Origin of the sequence: Candidatus Methanosphaera massiliense, from assembly GCF_028890305.1 — an archaeon.
Lineage (GTDB): Archaea > Methanobacteriota > Methanobacteria > Methanobacteriales > Methanobacteriaceae > Methanosphaera > Methanosphaera massiliense.
Genome location: NZ_JARBXM010000001.1, coordinates 1461776 through 1477248, shown reverse-complemented (window position 1 = coordinate 1477248; position 15473 = coordinate 1461776). Strand labels below are relative to the sequence as shown.

General features: G+C 30.3%; 9 protein-coding genes, 1 tRNA gene and 1 other RNA gene. 7 read left to right on the top strand and 4 right to left on the bottom strand.

Annotated features, from left to right (window positions below):
• The first annotated feature begins 205 nt into the window (after positions 1 to 205).
• On the top strand, positions 206 to 3316 hold the full coding sequence (locus OTK55_RS07070; RefSeq protein ID WP_274871470.1) for a glycosyltransferase: 3111 nt from the start codon (positions 206 to 208) through the stop codon (positions 3314 to 3316).
• Between the two features lie 178 nt (positions 3317 to 3494).
• Here OTK55_RS07070 and glf read toward each other — a convergent pair whose 3' ends face one another.
• Positions 3495 to 4607 carry a UDP-galactopyranose mutase gene (gene glf, locus OTK55_RS07065; protein WP_274871468.1) on the bottom strand — a complete coding sequence of 371 codons (1113 nt, stop codon included), beginning with the start codon at positions 4605 to 4607 and terminating at the stop codon, positions 3495 to 3497.
• 423 nt (positions 4608 to 5030) lie between these two features.
• Here glf and OTK55_RS07060 point away from each other — a divergent pair, with 423 nt between their 5' ends.
• From OTK55_RS07060 to OTK55_RS07050, 3 genes are all read left to right on the top strand, one after another.
• A complete protein-coding gene (locus OTK55_RS07060; protein ID WP_274871467.1) occupies positions 5031 to 7667 on the top strand; it encodes a valine--tRNA ligase in 2637 nt (878 codons plus the stop codon).
• Positions 7668 to 7739: 72 nt separating this feature from the next.
• Positions 7740 to 9017, top strand: coding sequence for a 3-phosphoshikimate 1-carboxyvinyltransferase (gene aroA, locus OTK55_RS07055; RefSeq protein WP_274871466.1), 1278 nt, complete (start codon positions 7740 to 7742; stop codon positions 9015 to 9017).
• Between the two features lie 11 nt (positions 9018 to 9028).
• Entirely contained in the window at positions 9029 to 9688 is a 660-nt protein-coding gene (locus OTK55_RS07050; protein WP_274871465.1) for an endonuclease III domain-containing protein, read from the top strand.
• 578 nt (positions 9689 to 10266) lie between these two features.
• Here the strand turns inward: OTK55_RS07050 and OTK55_RS07045 are convergent.
• Entirely contained in the window at positions 10267 to 12174 is a 1908-nt protein-coding gene (locus OTK55_RS07045) for a DHH family phosphoesterase (RefSeq protein ID WP_274871464.1), read from the bottom strand.
• Positions 12175 to 12229: 55 nt separating this feature from the next.
• A complete protein-coding gene (locus OTK55_RS07040; protein ID WP_274871463.1) occupies positions 12230 to 12730 on the bottom strand; it encodes a hypothetical protein in 501 nt (166 codons plus the stop codon).
• A gap of 376 nt (positions 12731 to 13106) precedes the next feature.
• Between OTK55_RS07040 and ffs the strand changes: the two genes are divergently transcribed.
• From ffs to OTK55_RS07025, 3 genes are all read left to right on the top strand, one after another.
• Positions 13107 to 13422, top strand: an RNA gene (ffs, locus tag OTK55_RS07035) — signal recognition particle sRNA.
• A 66-nt stretch (positions 13423 to 13488) separates the two neighbouring features.
• Positions 13489 to 13572 (top strand) — tRNA-Ser (locus OTK55_RS07030).
• Between the two features lie 225 nt (positions 13573 to 13797).
• Positions 13798 to 14313, top strand: coding sequence for a hypothetical protein (locus OTK55_RS07025; RefSeq protein WP_274871462.1), 516 nt, complete (start codon positions 13798 to 13800; stop codon positions 14311 to 14313).
• 29 nt (positions 14314 to 14342) lie between these two features.
• On the opposite strand, the gene OTK55_RS07020 is transcribed toward OTK55_RS07025, so the two are convergent.
• Positions 14343 to 15455 carry a pyridoxal phosphate-dependent aminotransferase gene (locus OTK55_RS07020; RefSeq protein ID WP_274871461.1) on the bottom strand — a complete coding sequence of 371 codons (1113 nt, stop codon included), beginning with the start codon at positions 15453 to 15455 and terminating at the stop codon, positions 14343 to 14345.
• Positions 15456 to 15473 lie beyond the last annotated feature (18 nt).

Here is a 15473-nt window from a genome sequence, read left to right as displayed (position 1 = left end):
ATTCAAACCTTGAATATAATATAGTATTATAATTACCATCTTTTTTTTATTAAATAATACTTTTAAAAGGTTATTTCGAATAATAATAAAAAATATGTAATAATAACAATATTCATCTGATTATTTTTATTATTTCAAACTATATATTATAGAAAATATAAACATATACAATTACTAAAGAAAAACAGTTAATGGGATAAAAAATATGTATAAAATTTCCATAGTGATACCAGTATATAACGTAGAAAATACAATTAAATCTGCTTTTAAATCTATATATAATCAATCTATAGGCTTTAAAAACTTAGAAGTTATATTTGTAGATGATTATTCTACAGATAACAGTCGAGACATATTAACTAAATTATCAGTTGAATACTCTAATGTTAAATTTATTCCAATGGACGAAAATAGTGGTTTTGCAGGAAAACCTCGAAATATAGGTATTGAAAATGCTACTGCATCATATTTAATGTTTTTAGACCCTGATGATGAGTATACTTCTGATGCTTGTGAAGTGTTATATGACACTATACAAAAGTATGACTCTGATTTTGTTTCAGGAAATTATGTCAAATATGAAAATGGAAAATATGTTCCTATGAATTGGAACTTTTTAGAATTAGATGACAATGACATAATTCAAGTAAATACTATTGATGAGAATACAGATCTATTTAAAACAAATCCTTCTGTATGGGCTAAAATTTTTAAGAAGGAATTTGTATTAGATAACAAAATAAAATTTCCAGAATATCTACCTGCCCAGGATTTAGTATTTGTAGGAGAATGTTTATTAAAATCAAGTAATACAGTTTTTATTAATAAACCTGTATTAAAATATCAGACAAGTTCTAATGTAGATAACAAGAATAAACATGTCTCAGTAACATCTAAAAAGAGTAAAAAAAATTTAAAAGGATTCATTAAATCATATAATTTATTTTATAATTTATTAAATGAATATAATCCAGAATATAATTGGTATGCAGCAAGACATCTTTTCTTCTGGACAAGACAACTTGTCACAAGTAATTTAGGCCCTGAAGATAAAGTTGAACTGTTAAAGGATGCAAATCAATTATATGAAGTATTTGCTGAATCCGATAATTTAAATCCTCCAAAAGATTTAAAAAAATTTTTTGATTTAGTTGCTAAACATGAATATATTAATGCACTCGCTATCTCTGATTACTTAGCAATAGCTATGAATGATGTAGATATAAATCCGTTAATTAAAAAATCTAAATTTTTCATGTTATTCTTTGGTTTTGATTGTGATATAGGTGGACTAGCTAAAGCAGTTTTTAACAGAGCTAATATGTTTGATCATGCAGGATATGATGTTACTTTATTAAATGTTGATCCTAATCTTTTTAAAAGTAATTTAGCTCGTAATTTTAAAAATATTTCTTTCATTGAAAAGCATCATCGTGAATTAGGTTATCTTAATGATAATGTCGAAATTCGTAACATGTATCATTATTATCGTGATATTAATACTATGGATGTAGATTCCAACTATAAAAGTAATTATTTTGTAGATTTTGATGGAGAAATATATGTTTCTGATGATTTTGTCATCAAAAAAACTGTAAAAGATGATGATTCAATTTTATATGATTATTATCTTAAAGATTCCTTTGATGTAAATGATTTATTTACTCTACGTGATAATAAGGATAATGATTTTAAATTAAGCGATTTAGATACTTCTTCTATAGTATTAGCTAGATCAGAGTTATATATTAATGACTCATTATTTATTGAAACAATTTTAAGTCATACGGTATTAATAGAAAGTAATTTTTATACAGTTGATGGATTTAATTATTTAAAATTAAAATATAATAAAAATAATTATTCAATACAATTAAATGATAGAATTACAAGTACAGTTACAGATTTTGAGGATTATAAAGAATTTGTAACATATTTTGTAGTTGAACAATGTAAGAGTCAGGAAGTGAAACCATTTTTAATCAATGATTGCTCTGGTGTTGTTCCTTCTATAGAAAATGTTGATTCAAGTCTTGCATATAAAATTGGCTTTTTACATTCTAATCCTTATAAAAATCCATCTTCCTCCGATAACGAACTAAGAGATATAGCTTTATTTAATAATAAAGAGGATTTAGATGTTTTAATTTCCTTAACAGAATCTTTGAATAATGATCTTAAAAATCAATTCCATATGGATAATATATATAATATAAGTAATGTTATTGATATGGATGATTATATTCAAGATAGGGATTATGACTCTATAGATGTTAATAAGATATCTATATTTGCTAGGGTATCTACTGAAAAAAATTTAATTGATGCTTTAAAAGCTATGAAAATAGTTCATGAATCTAATCCTAATGTCTATTTAGATATATTTGGAAGAGCATTGAAGCCTAACGAAATAAAAGAATATGATAAGTTACAGGAATATATTAAAGAAAATGACTTAGAAGATATTATAAACTTTAGGGGTCATGTTAATAATGTCAATGAAGAAATGGCTTCTTCACTTGTAACAATATTAGTATCTCACTTTGAAGGTTTACCTATGGTTATACTAGAATCCATGGCTAATGGGGTACCTGTGATAAGCTATGATATAAATTATGGACCTTCCGATGTAATCATAAATAATGAAAATGGACTACTTGTAGAACAATATAATGTAGAACAATTAGCAGAAAGTATATTATTCTTCATAAACAATCCTGAGAAATCAATGGAATATGGGGTTAATGCTAGAAAGACAATTCGTGAGAAATGTTCTGAAGAAGCAGTAATGAATAGATGGAATGATATTATCAAAAAGGCTTATATGCATAATAATATTAAGTATTTTAACCATAATTCTGTTAATGAAATTGTATATAATGTGTCTAGAATTGTTTCAAAGAAGAATCTTCGAAATGAATACTCTACCATGCATAATAAATTAATAAATACTAACACATTAAGAACTACAGATAAACTGAAAGATGATGATACTACTATTGAATATTATAAATTAAAGGGATCTCTTAAGAAGAAGGTATTATTATGGATTCCTTATGTATATATATTATTAAAATCAGGTGGTTTATCTAACATTGTATTGAATATTAGATTATACCGGGCATTACAAAACAATAGCTGGTTTAATATTGGTTATTATTTGAATAATAATAGAGATTTAACTAGACGAAAGTGGTGTAAATTGTTAACACCTGAAACACATTATGTATGTAATGGAATTGATGAGAGTAGAAAGCCAAATCCTACGTATAAAGGTAAATCTAGGAAGGATGTATTATCTAAATTAAATAATTAATCTCTTTCCTTTTTTCTTATTTTTGAATTTTTAATATGATTATAGAGTAGTATTTTTAGAGTTTTAAAAATAATTTATAACATGATTCTAGTAATACAATACTTATGAATTTATTTTTTTTTAAATAATTGTGTTGATAATGGCTGAAACAATATAACTATTGTTTGTTGGAATATGTTCATAAATTCATGTTATTTTCTTTTTTTGTTAATGTTAGTGCTTCTTCTATAACTTGGTCCATATTCATATATTTGTACATTCCTAATCTTCCACCAAATAGGATATTTGGTTCTTTTTCAGCTAGTTTTTGATATTTGTTATATAACTCTGAGTTTTTAGCATCGTTGACAGGGTAATATGCTTCTTCGCCTTTTTTCCATGTTTGCGGATATTCTTTAGTAATTATTGTTTTTTCTGATGCACTGTTTTCAAAGTGTTTATGTTCAATAATACGCGTGTATGGTATTTTTCTTTCGGTATAATTGATTACTGCATTTCCTTGGTAGTTGTCTGTATCTTTAATTTCAGTTTCAAATTTTAATCCTCTGTACTCTAATTCACCATAACAGTAATCAAAGTATTGGTCAATCATTCCTGTAAATAGTACTTTGTCAGCTATATTATCCCATTTTTCTTTGTTGTCAAAATAATCAGTATTTAATTTTACTTCAATACCATTTAATAATTTTTCTATTATTTGAGTATATCCGCCTATTGGTATTCCTTGATATAGGTCATTAAAGTAATTGTTATCATATGTGAAACGTACAGGTAATCTTTTTATGATAAATGATGGTAGTTCGGTGCAGGATTTTCCCCATTGTTTTTCAGTGTATCCTTTGATTAATAATTTATATATTGTGGAACCAACAAGATTTATTGCTTGTTCTTCTAGGTTTGAAGGATTATCTGTTTTATATTCCTTTTTTTCTTCTTCTATAATTTTTTTTGCTTTTTCAGGTGTTTTTACGCCCCATATTTGATAAAATGTGTTCATATTGAATGGAAGATTATATAATTTTCCTTCATAGTTTGCTATTGGTGAGTTTGTAAATCTGTTAAATTTAGCGAATTGATTTATGTATTGCCATATCTCTTCATTATTTGTGTGGAATATATGTGCACCGTATTTATGCACGTTAATGTTTTCAATTTTCTCAGTATATATATTTCCACCAACAGTATTTCTTTTTTCTATAACTAGACATTGTTTACCCTTTTTGTTCATTTCATGTGCAAATACTGACCCAAATAATCCTGAACCAACTATTAAATAATCATATTTCTTCAAAAATATCACTCTAACGTTTTATTGTTTCTATTTTTCTTTTTTATTTTATAAAAAAATTACTTAAGTGTAAAAATGTTTATTAAGTATAGTTTTTTGAAATAACTGCTTTGTAGAAAACCTATAATTTTATAATAAAGAAAGTATTCATGAAATTAGTTGGAAAATAACATAATCTTTGAGGAATCCTGGGTGTATAATAATAAGATTGAATCATTCATTTATCAACTTTTTTTGGTTATAATTTTACTTATTTAATAGTCATTTCAATAAATAAAATTATATTCTATTTTTCACATATATAATATCATATTGTATATTTATCATTGGTTGATGAGTTTTTACTTATCTCTAATGATAATTCAAGGTATTTATGATAATATTTTTTTATTTTATTAAACCTGAATTTTAGGAGATACATAATATATGAGTAATAATGATATTCCAAAGGATTATGATCATACTACAGAAGAAGAATTGCAGGAATTATGGCAAAGAGATAATACGTATAGATTTATAGGTGACGGTACTAAGCCAACTTATATTATTGATACTCCTCCTCCTTATCCTACAGGTAAGCTTCATATGGGTCACGTTTTGAATTGGGTTTATATGGATATTATTGCCCGGTATAAACGTATGAATAATTTCGATGTTTTATTCCCACAGGGATGGGATTGTCATGGTCTTCCAACAGAGGTTAAAGTTGAGGAGATTCATGATATTAAGAAGAATGATGTTTCCCGTGAGACATTTAGGGATTATTGTATTGACTTGACTCATGATAATATTGAGAAGATGCGTTTACAGATGCGTAAGATGGGTTATTCCCAGGACTGGGATCACGAGTATATCACCATGCTTCCTGAGAATAAGAGGAGAACTCAGCTTTCTTTCCTTAAATTGTATAATAAGGACATGATTTATCAGGATATTCATCCTATTAATTGGTGTCCTAGATGTGAAACTGCTATAGCATTTGCAGAGGTTGAGTATAAGGATAATACTACTAAGTTAAATTATGTTAACTTCCCAGCTGCTGATGGCTCTGGTAATGCTACTATTGCTACTACCCGTCCTGAATTGTTATGTGCCTGTGTGGCTGTTGTAGTACATCCTGATGATGAACGTTACAGTAATCTTCATGGTAAAACTGTTAAACTACCAATCTATAACCGTGAGGTTAAAATTATCACTGATGAAACAGTAGACCCTGAATATGGTACTGGTGTGGTAATGATTTGTACCTTTGGTGATAAGACTGATGTTGAATGGGTTACACGTTATGACCTTGACATCATAGATGCTATTGATGAAAAAGGTGAAATGCTACCAGTAGCAGGTAAATATGCTGGCATGCCTATCAAGGAATGTAGAAAAGCTATTATCAATGACTTAAAAGAGGAAGGATTCCTCATAAAACAGGAAGATGTAGACCAGAATGTTGGTGTATGCTGGAGATGTAAGACTCCTATAGAAATCATGACCAAGAAACAATGGTTTGTAGCTGTAAAGAATATGACAGAGGACATCATTGAACAGGCAAAGAGTATGAGATGGGTACCTGACCATATGTATCACAGGTTAGAAAACTGGGCTAACAGTATGGATTGGGATTGGTGTATATCCAGACAGAGAATATTTGCTACTCCTATACCTGTATGGTATTGTAATGATTGTCATAAGGTAGTACTACCTAGTGAGGAACAGTTACCAGTGGATCCTACTATTGACCAGCCTGACCATGCATGTAGCTGTGGATGCACCAGCTTCACACCAGAGGAGGATGTACTAGATACTTGGATGGATAGTTCAATAACTCCATTAACTATAGCTGATTGGCCAAATCCTGGATGGGAAACTGTATACCCTGCAACTTTAAGGCCACAGGGACATGATATTATAAGAACATGGGCATTTTATACAATTCTAAGATGTTATGCTCTTACCGGTGAAAAACCATTTGATGAACTTGTAATTAATGGTATGGTATTTGGTGAGGACGGCCATAAAATGAGTAAATCATTAGGTAATGTAATACAGCCTGAGGCTGTTATAGATGAGTATGGTGCTGATGCTCTTAGATTATGGTCTGCTAACAGTGTACCGGGAGCAGATGTGCCATTTGGCTGGAAGGATATTAAACATGCATATAAGTTCCTACGTAAATTCTGGAATGCATTCAGATTTATTAACATGCACCTGGATGAGAATGTACCAGAAGAACTTAGTGGAGATAATATTATTGATAAATGGATATTATCTAAGTTAAACAGATTAAACAAGGTAGTGACTGATGCATTTGAAGAATATAACTTTGCAAAGGCAGAACAAGCTATATATGACTTTGTATGGCATGATTTCTGTGATGAGTATATTGAGGCTGTTAAATACAGATTATATGAAGACATAGATTCTACAGCTGATGCAAAGTATACTCTTAAAACTGTAATAGAAACAACATTAGCATTAATGGCACCAATAACACCATTCTTCTCAGATAATGTGTCTCAATACCTTGGTAAGGAATCAAAAGAATTACATATCGGCGGATGGCCAGAACTCCATGAAGAATATATTGATGATGATGTAGAATTAATAGGTAGCTATGCAATAGATATCATAGATGAACTTAGAAGATACAAATCATCACATGGAATACCATTAAACCAGTTACTAAATACTGTAAACATATATACAGAAGATGTAAAGAAAATAGAAACCACCATAGAGGATATTAAAAATACTAACAAAGTGGATAATATAACAGTACAGAATGGTAAACCAGATTTACGTGAAAAAGTAATTTCAATGGAGCCAATAATGAGTAAAGTAGGACCGGAATTCAAGCAACATGCAAAGGATATAATTTCATACATTGCAAGTAATGACCCAGAAGAAATTGCAGAAAAACTAGAGAAAGACGGACAGGTAACTGTTGGTGAAGTAGCATTTACCAAGGAACATGTTACAACAGAATCAGAACTAGTTAGTCAGACAGGAGAAGTTGTTGACATACTACGTACAGAGGAATTTGATATTCTCTTAGAAGTACAGCAATAACTACTTCTTATTACCCACTTTTTTTATAAATATATGATTTTTTTATAACTATATTATTTGGAGAAATTACTTATGGATTTACAAGTTGAGAAGATAAGTAGAATCGGAGGAAGTATTAAGGCTCCAGCATCAAAAAGTTATTCTCATCGAGCATTCATCGCAGCCGCACTAGCTGAGGGTCAGTCAGTATTAAAAGACCCATTATATTCTGAGGATACATTAGCAACTCTTGAAGCATGTGAACAGTTAGGTGCATTATTTCAGAGGTATCCTGATAAATGTATAGTTCAGGGAACTGCTGGATATATCAGAACACCTGATAATGTTATTGATGTAAAAAATTCAGGTACTAGTGTAAGGATACTAAGTAGTGTAGCAGCTATTGCACCAAGAGCAAATTATACAATATTCACTGGTGATGAATCACTAAGAAAACGTCCAATGCAAGATCTTATTGATGCACTAAAGAATCTGGGAGTAACAATCTACTCCTCACAGAGTAATGGAACACCACCAATAATAGTAAAGGGTGGATTTGATGGTGGAGAAACAGATATCAAGGGTGATGTTAGTAGTCAGTTTATATCATCAATAATAATGGCTGCTCCATATTCAAAGAAGCCTGTAACACTAAATGTGCGTGGAACATTTGTATCTAAGCCGTATGTTAACATGACATTATCCGTAATTAGTAAGTTCGGTATAGACTTCGAATATGATACAACAAATGTCCCTGAGTATTCATCATACTACATAGAACCACAAAAATATGAGGCAACAGAATACATAATAGAAGGAGATTACTCATCAGCATCATACATGATAGCAGCAGCAGCTATGATACCATCATCAATCACAATTAAGAATCTCTACAGTGATTCAATGCAGGGTGATAAGGTAATACTGGATATAATAGAGAAGATGGGTGCAACAGTCAAGGTATCCGATACTGAGGTTCACATAGAAAGTGATGGACAGTTAAAGGCATTTGACATAAACCTTGAAAATGCACCGGACCTACTTCCAACAGTAGCAGTACTCATGGCAGAGGCTGAGGGAACATCAGTGATAACTGGCGTGGAACATGCAAGATATAAGGAGACAGACCGTGTGCATAACTGTGCAATAGAATTATCTAATGTAGGAATAGAAGTTGAGGAAATGAAGGATGGTCTTATTATCAAGGGGAATCCGACAGGAGGAGTAGTAAACTCTCACCTAGATCATCGTATGGTAATGGCATTCTATGTTCTAGGATTAAAAACTGGTAATATAACAATAAAGGATGCTGCTTGTTATGATGTGTCATTTCCTAACTTCCTGGATGTTATGAATGAAATATCAGAATAAAGGTGGTTATTATGATAACTGAGGATATGAAGGGAGATTTTACTGTTGAGCAAATAGAGTATATTGTGGATGAATTAGAGAAAATATTTGACCGCAGAACATTTGAGGATCAAAGTCCCTATGAAGTACTAGTTAGAACAATATTATCCCAGAGAACACGTGATGAAAATACTGACCGGGCTACTGCTAACTTATTTGAAGTATATCCTACAATGGAGGATATTGCTGAGGCACCTGTTGAGGAAATTGCTAAACTTGTCAGGCCTGCTGGTTTTTATAATGTAAAGGCTGGTCGAATAAAAGAAGTATCTAATATATTATTAGAGGAATATGATGGTATTGTACCAGATAGTATTGATGAATTAATTAAATTACCAGGGGTTGGACGTAAAACAGCTAACTGTGTTTTAGTGTTCGGTTTTCAGGAAGATGCTATACCTGTAGATGTTCATGTTCATAGAATTTCCAATAGATTAGGATTAGTTCATACCAAGGAACCTGAGGAAACAGAGGAAGTCCTAAGAGAAATAGTACCGAAGAATTATTGGTTACCTATTAATGATTTGATGGTGCAGTTTGGCCAGAATATTTGTAAACCTATTAATCCACAGCACATGGAATGTCCTTTCACTGATTTATGTGAATTATATAAATCTCTGGATGAAATTTAATTAATTGAAATCTTTTTTTATATTTTTTTAAATAAATAGTTCCTATAATAAGAACTATTATTATAATAATGTGCATATTTTAGGATTAAATCAACAAAAAATAGTACATAAAAGAGGAATATTTAAATAGTATGATGCTATATTTATGAATAGTAACTAATTACTCGAAATAGAAAATATTGAAAAATATGCTACTTACATATTTACAGGGAATTTAATATTTTCATAATCTCATTGGATTAGTTATGGTTTTAATATTCTTATGATTTGAAAAAAATGTTATTGTTAAGGATAATTAGGGAATACTTCCTTAACATTACCTTTTTTTATTAAAAAAAGATATAGCTATTTTTAATTGAATTTATCTTTATTTTACATTAATTAATCATATAATTTATGGATTACTAATTTTAAATAAAAAGATGTAATGAATTAATTCAAATTTAGATAAAAAAGAACAAGTAATTTAATTATATTCTAAATTTTATAATAATACTATTTATAAAAAAATTGTTTTATTAAAAAAAGAATTAATCAACTTCTCTTATGTAAAGAGAAATTTAGTTAAGGAGGTTGATTTATCGTTTAAGATTTTTAACCTCTTCAATGAATAAGTTTAAAACTTCTTCTTGTAATCCTTCTACAAATTTTAAGGATCCTGCAACTTCGTGTCCTCCACCATCTGCTCCAGCTTGTGGTATTTCTTCTTGTATTTTTGTGATTACATTGTTTAAGTTGAAGTCAAAGTCGTTTTTAATTACTTCAGTTGCTCTTATAACTGCAAAGTCTGGTCCATTTGCTAGGGTCATTATTGGTTTATCTTCTCCTTTTTCCTGTACAATTTTATCATGTACATAACCTGTTGTTTTTCCAGGTGCTGGATAGGTGAATTTATGTGCATATTTTTCAACGTCTAATCTATTTAATTGTATACCATTATCAAAGTATTCAGTTTGAACGTTTGGCATTGCTGCTTTAAGTTGTGTTTCAATTCTTTTATCTGATTCTTTCATTAGTACATTTAATAGTTCTTCCTGACGTTCTTTGTCTTCTAATCCTAGTATGGTGTTCATTACTCCTCTACCATTCATGAATCTTAAGAAGTATGCTTCAAAATCAACACAGGTTGCTACTTTGTCGAGGTCGTCACGAGAATATCCTTCCTCTGCTGCAATCTCAAGGTATCTGTCAACTTCTGAACATTCAGCATGGTCACCTACAGCTGCAATACCAGGGAAATGTCTGATTTCACTACGTACATCTGGATTTATCATACCAGCTAATTCCACTGCTAATGCACCAGCTGTTAACTGTGAATCTCCGCCAACAAGGTAAGGATTTACATGTATGTCAACATAGTTATCAATTAATGAACGACCATTTTCAACTTCTCCAGGATAATGATGGTCAACAACTATTGATTCAATACCATAAACTTTAGCATGACTTAATGCTGCTACATCTTCCTCTGTGGAACCATTATCCAGTAATACAAGTAATGGTAATTTTTGTCCATGACGTTCCTGGTCTTCTAGTGCATAAGATAAATCTTTTACAACATCTTCTAATTCATAGAAAGGTGCCTTACTAGGGGATCTCTTAAAGAAGTGCCATTCAGCATCAGCATCATTACTTTCTTCTCTTAGAAGTGGTAATACTGCCTGCTCTACTGCTACACCAGCACATATACCATCAGCATCAGCATGGTGACGTACAAGTATTGATCTGCCGTCAAGTATTGCTCTTCTAATAGTTTTTGCTGCTTTTGCAAGTTTTGGTCTTAGTTTCTGTAGAACTTCACTTTCTTCAATCATTACAGAAGTATCTTTTGGTTCGGCTTTTTGATTAATGGATTCCTCTATTAATTCTCTAAGATTGTTTTCATCATCTTCATCAAGTTTTTCAATTGATTCAGATTCAATCTGTATTTTACCGCTATGTAGTGATATTTCTCCAAGTATTTCTACAACATCATCTACTTCTAATTCCGGGTACATTCTTACACCAGGTTCGTTAAAAGCAGCTGCCCATGTTACATCTGTTTCATCTCTAACTGTGAATATTGTAGGACCACTTGTCTGCTGAATTTGTATGATTTCACCTTGAATTGCAATATTACGTCCAAGGTTATCCTCTGATAAGTCAGAAATCTTAGTTCTTTTCACATTTCTTTTAACAGTTATTTTTTCGTAGTCATTACCATATTTTGTTTTTGAGTAGCCTAAATCAACATCCATTTTACCTTTATGAGGCTTGATTTCAGCAATTTTTACTACTATTTTATCTCCTACTTTTTCTTTAGGATTACGTGTTCTCAGTAGTCCATATACACTTTTACTTAGACTAACAAAGAACCCATATTTTTCTACTCTAGTAATGACTCCTTCATAGTCACTGCCTATTTCTAGGTCTTCAATTTGACATGAAGGACTTAACACATATACTATTGGTTTATCATTAGTAGATGCGTTTTGATTTTTCTTCATATATGGTTCTCCTAATTTTTGAATAAAAAAATATAATATAATAAATAATCTTAGATTATTTTTCAGTGAATTTGTCAGGATTTTGATTCTCTAACTCTTCACGTATATCATTATATTGTGTTGTGTTCTGCATTATTTCATTTGATTTGTTAAAATGTTCTTTGGATAATGAATAATCATTTGGATTTATCAGTGCTAAACCATTTTTCATCTCATTAGCTGCATTAATTTTCATGTCTAGTTCGTCTAGTGTGTAGTCAAAGTATTGTGTTAGAACGGTATCATTCCGATTTATTGATTTGTTTAATGCAATTTGTGTATCATTTTTTGCTTTATTGTAATTTGTCAGTGATTCATCTATTGATTGAGTTGCTTTTTCATAGTTTTCATTGTTTATATATCCAACTGCTTCATTATATTTGGTGTTACCAGATTCCAGGTTTGAATTGATTGATGGAAGCTGGGATTGTGGTTTATATAGGTTATCTATATAAAAAATACCAACAATTAATATGCATAATGCAATTAAACAACAAATTATAGCTTTTTTATTCATATGCTCAAATCTATAACAATCAATTTAAACATTTAATATTTATCTCTTTTTTAATTAAAATATATTATCATAAATAGTATATATCACAAAATAGTCAGTGTTTTTATGGAAAATAGCAGTATATTATGGGTCAGTTATTCTTGCCAGTAAATGATAAAAAGTATCCATGATATTATAGAAAATAATTATAGATTTATTTTAATTCAACATTAATCTAATCATTATAATTGTATTATTTAAAACAATATTTACTTAATAATACATGTACATGTCATATATTATAATCAGTAGTTTTATAATTTATTGTTATCAAAATAAATGAAGATATATTCTAATTGTATGAAAAAGTTTATAAACTTAAACAAATATAAATAAATGATAGGCTAGGTTGGGAGGTTAGTGGTCTCTTGTAAGCTCAAATCCTCTATATGGAGCAATCGAAGTTTTTGGAGAGGCATATTAAATACTAATAGGCCTATATTTGTAACGTCGAAGTCTCGTCCCGTAGGATTAGCGGTGGTAGGATTTTAACTGTAGGGTTAAAGTTAACTATCTTAATTAATTGAATGGGTCAGGTCTGGAAAGAAGCAGCTCTGTTTTAGACAACTGATGTTTATGGATCAGCGGGGTGGAGTTACAGATATAGATAACCTATTTTTATGAGGTATGTCCATCCAATTACATGCCGCTTAAAAAATATAAAATATAGTAAATTATAAATGTAATAAAATATAAACTATTAAATACTGTTTTAACATGTCGAGGTGGCCCAGCCTGGTACGGCGGTGGCCTGCTAAGCCACTGGGCAGATGCCCACCCGGGTTCGAATCCCGGCCTCGGCGCTTAACCAACTATTTTTACTGATATTAACTATACAAATAACAATTCTAAATAATTTAATCAACATTTGGTTTATTAAGCATAATTTAACTAAAATTATGGATAATATAAGCGTTATAGAATTACTTTTCAAAAAATTTTTAAATATATAAAATAATATCTAATAAATAACTAACATTATTCATTATTCTTAGTTAAATAATCAAAAAATTTCTCGAGTAGATATTATGGAAAATGCAGATAAACAAGTTTCATCAAAAGCAAAAGCTGAAATTGAACAAAAAATAAAAACAGAAACTAAAAGCCTAGAAAAAGTAGAAACAGAACATAAAGAACTGGAAAATGCTATACAGGGTTATGATAAATTCTATAAAGACCTTGAACATTTCATAATAGATAATATGCATGATTTCTCAGTTAGCGAGGAAGATTTACCAAAATATTTCAGAAGCAACATTAATGAAGTATACCAGAACTATGTTCAAATAAGAAAAGATGCCTATGATGAAGAAGATGAGTTAACTCAGTACATTAACCACTGCATACGGGAAGTTAATAAGAATAAGCGTTCACTAAAATTTTATAAATCACAGGATGAAGATAGTGAGTTCTATCAGGACTGCCTGCCATTAATAAATATCTACGAGAAAAAAATAGAATTATACACTGATAACCAGCAAATGACAAGGGAAATAATTGAAAAACTAAGAAAAATAGCTGATAAACTAAAAAATTGGGAATAAAAAAAAGTTAATAGAAGTAGTGAAAATATTTATACTATTTTTTCTAATCTACTCATTGCTACTTCTAGATTTTCATAACTCTGAGCATAAGATAATCTGATATAATTCTTACCCATCTCACCAAATGCAGCACCAGGTACTAATACTACGTCTTCTTTAACAGCCTTTTTAACAAATTCCTCTGGATTTTCGCATCTGAAGAATACATAGAATGCACCATTAGGCATTACACAATCTAATCCCATGTCATTTAATGATTCAACTACAAGGTCTCTTCTTTTTCTGAACTCATTTGTCATACTTGTAACACAGTCCTGTGGTCCTGATAATGCTGTTATTGCTGCTTTCTGTACTGATGTATCTATACATGCTACATCATACTGGTGTACTTTAAGTATTTCATTAATGATATCTGGATTACTTGTGCAGTATCCTATTCTTAGTCCGGTCATTGCATATGATTTTGAGAATCCGTTTATTGTAACAGCATTATCTGTGTATGCTTGGAAGCTGTAATGTTTTCTGTCATAGATTATTTTTTCATATATTTCATCGGAGAATATGATTAAATCCTTGTCTGTTGCTAGGTCTGCTATTTGTTTTATGTCTTCTTTTTCCATTACTGCTCCTGTAGGGTTACATGGTGAGTTTATTATTATTGCTTTTGTATTATCGGTTAGGCTTTTTTCTATGTCTTCTATTGTTGTTTGGAATCCATTTTCTGCACTTGTTTGTACTGGGATGCTGTTTGCTCCTGCTAGGGTTACGCATTCCTTGTATGATAGAAATCCTGGGTCTGGTATTAGTACGTCATCACCCGGATTTATTAGTGCTTGTATTCCAGCGTATAATGCTTCACTTGCTCCTACTGTTACTATTATATCATCGCTTGTTGTGTTTATGTTGTTGTCTTTTTTCAGTTTCTTTGATATTTGTTCTCTTAGTTCTGGTTCTCCTTTGTTTTGTGAGTAGTGTGTGTAGTTTTGGTCTAGTGCATTTTTCAGTGATTCTATGATGTGTGGTGGTGTGTTGAAGTCTGGTTCTCCTAGTGCTAGGTTGATTGCTGTTGGACTTGCTTGTTCGAACATTTTTCTTACTTGTGATAGGTTTATATTTTTTACTCTGTCTGCTCCATAATTCATATTTATTTTCTCCATTTT

Bases quoted from the DNA above. Each gene is read 5' to 3' on its own strand.
- OTK55_RS07070 (WP_274871470.1), top strand. From the start codon at position 206: ATGTATAAAATTTCCATAGTGATACCAGTATATAACGTAGAAAATACA.
- OTK55_RS07060 (WP_274871467.1), top strand. From the start codon at position 5,031: ATGAGTAATAATGATATTCCAAAGGATTATGATCATACTACAGAAGAA.
- aroA (WP_274871466.1), top strand. From the start codon at position 7,740: ATGGATTTACAAGTTGAGAAGATAAGTAGAATCGGAGGAAGTATTAAG.
- OTK55_RS07050 (WP_274871465.1), top strand. From the start codon at position 9,029: ATGATAACTGAGGATATGAAGGGAGATTTTACTGTTGAGCAAATAGAG.
- OTK55_RS07045 (WP_274871464.1), bottom strand. From the start codon at position 12,174: ATGAAGAAAAATCAAAACGCATCTACTAATGATAAACCAATAGTATAT.
- OTK55_RS07040 (WP_274871463.1), bottom strand. From the start codon at position 12,730: ATGAATAAAAAAGCTATAATTTGTTGTTTAATTGCATTATGCATATTA.
- OTK55_RS07025 (WP_274871462.1), top strand. From the start codon at position 13,798: ATGGAAAATGCAGATAAACAAGTTTCATCAAAAGCAAAAGCTGAAATT.
- OTK55_RS07020 (WP_274871461.1), bottom strand. From the start codon at position 15,455: ATGAATTATGGAGCAGACAGAGTAAAAAATATAAACCTATCACAAGTA.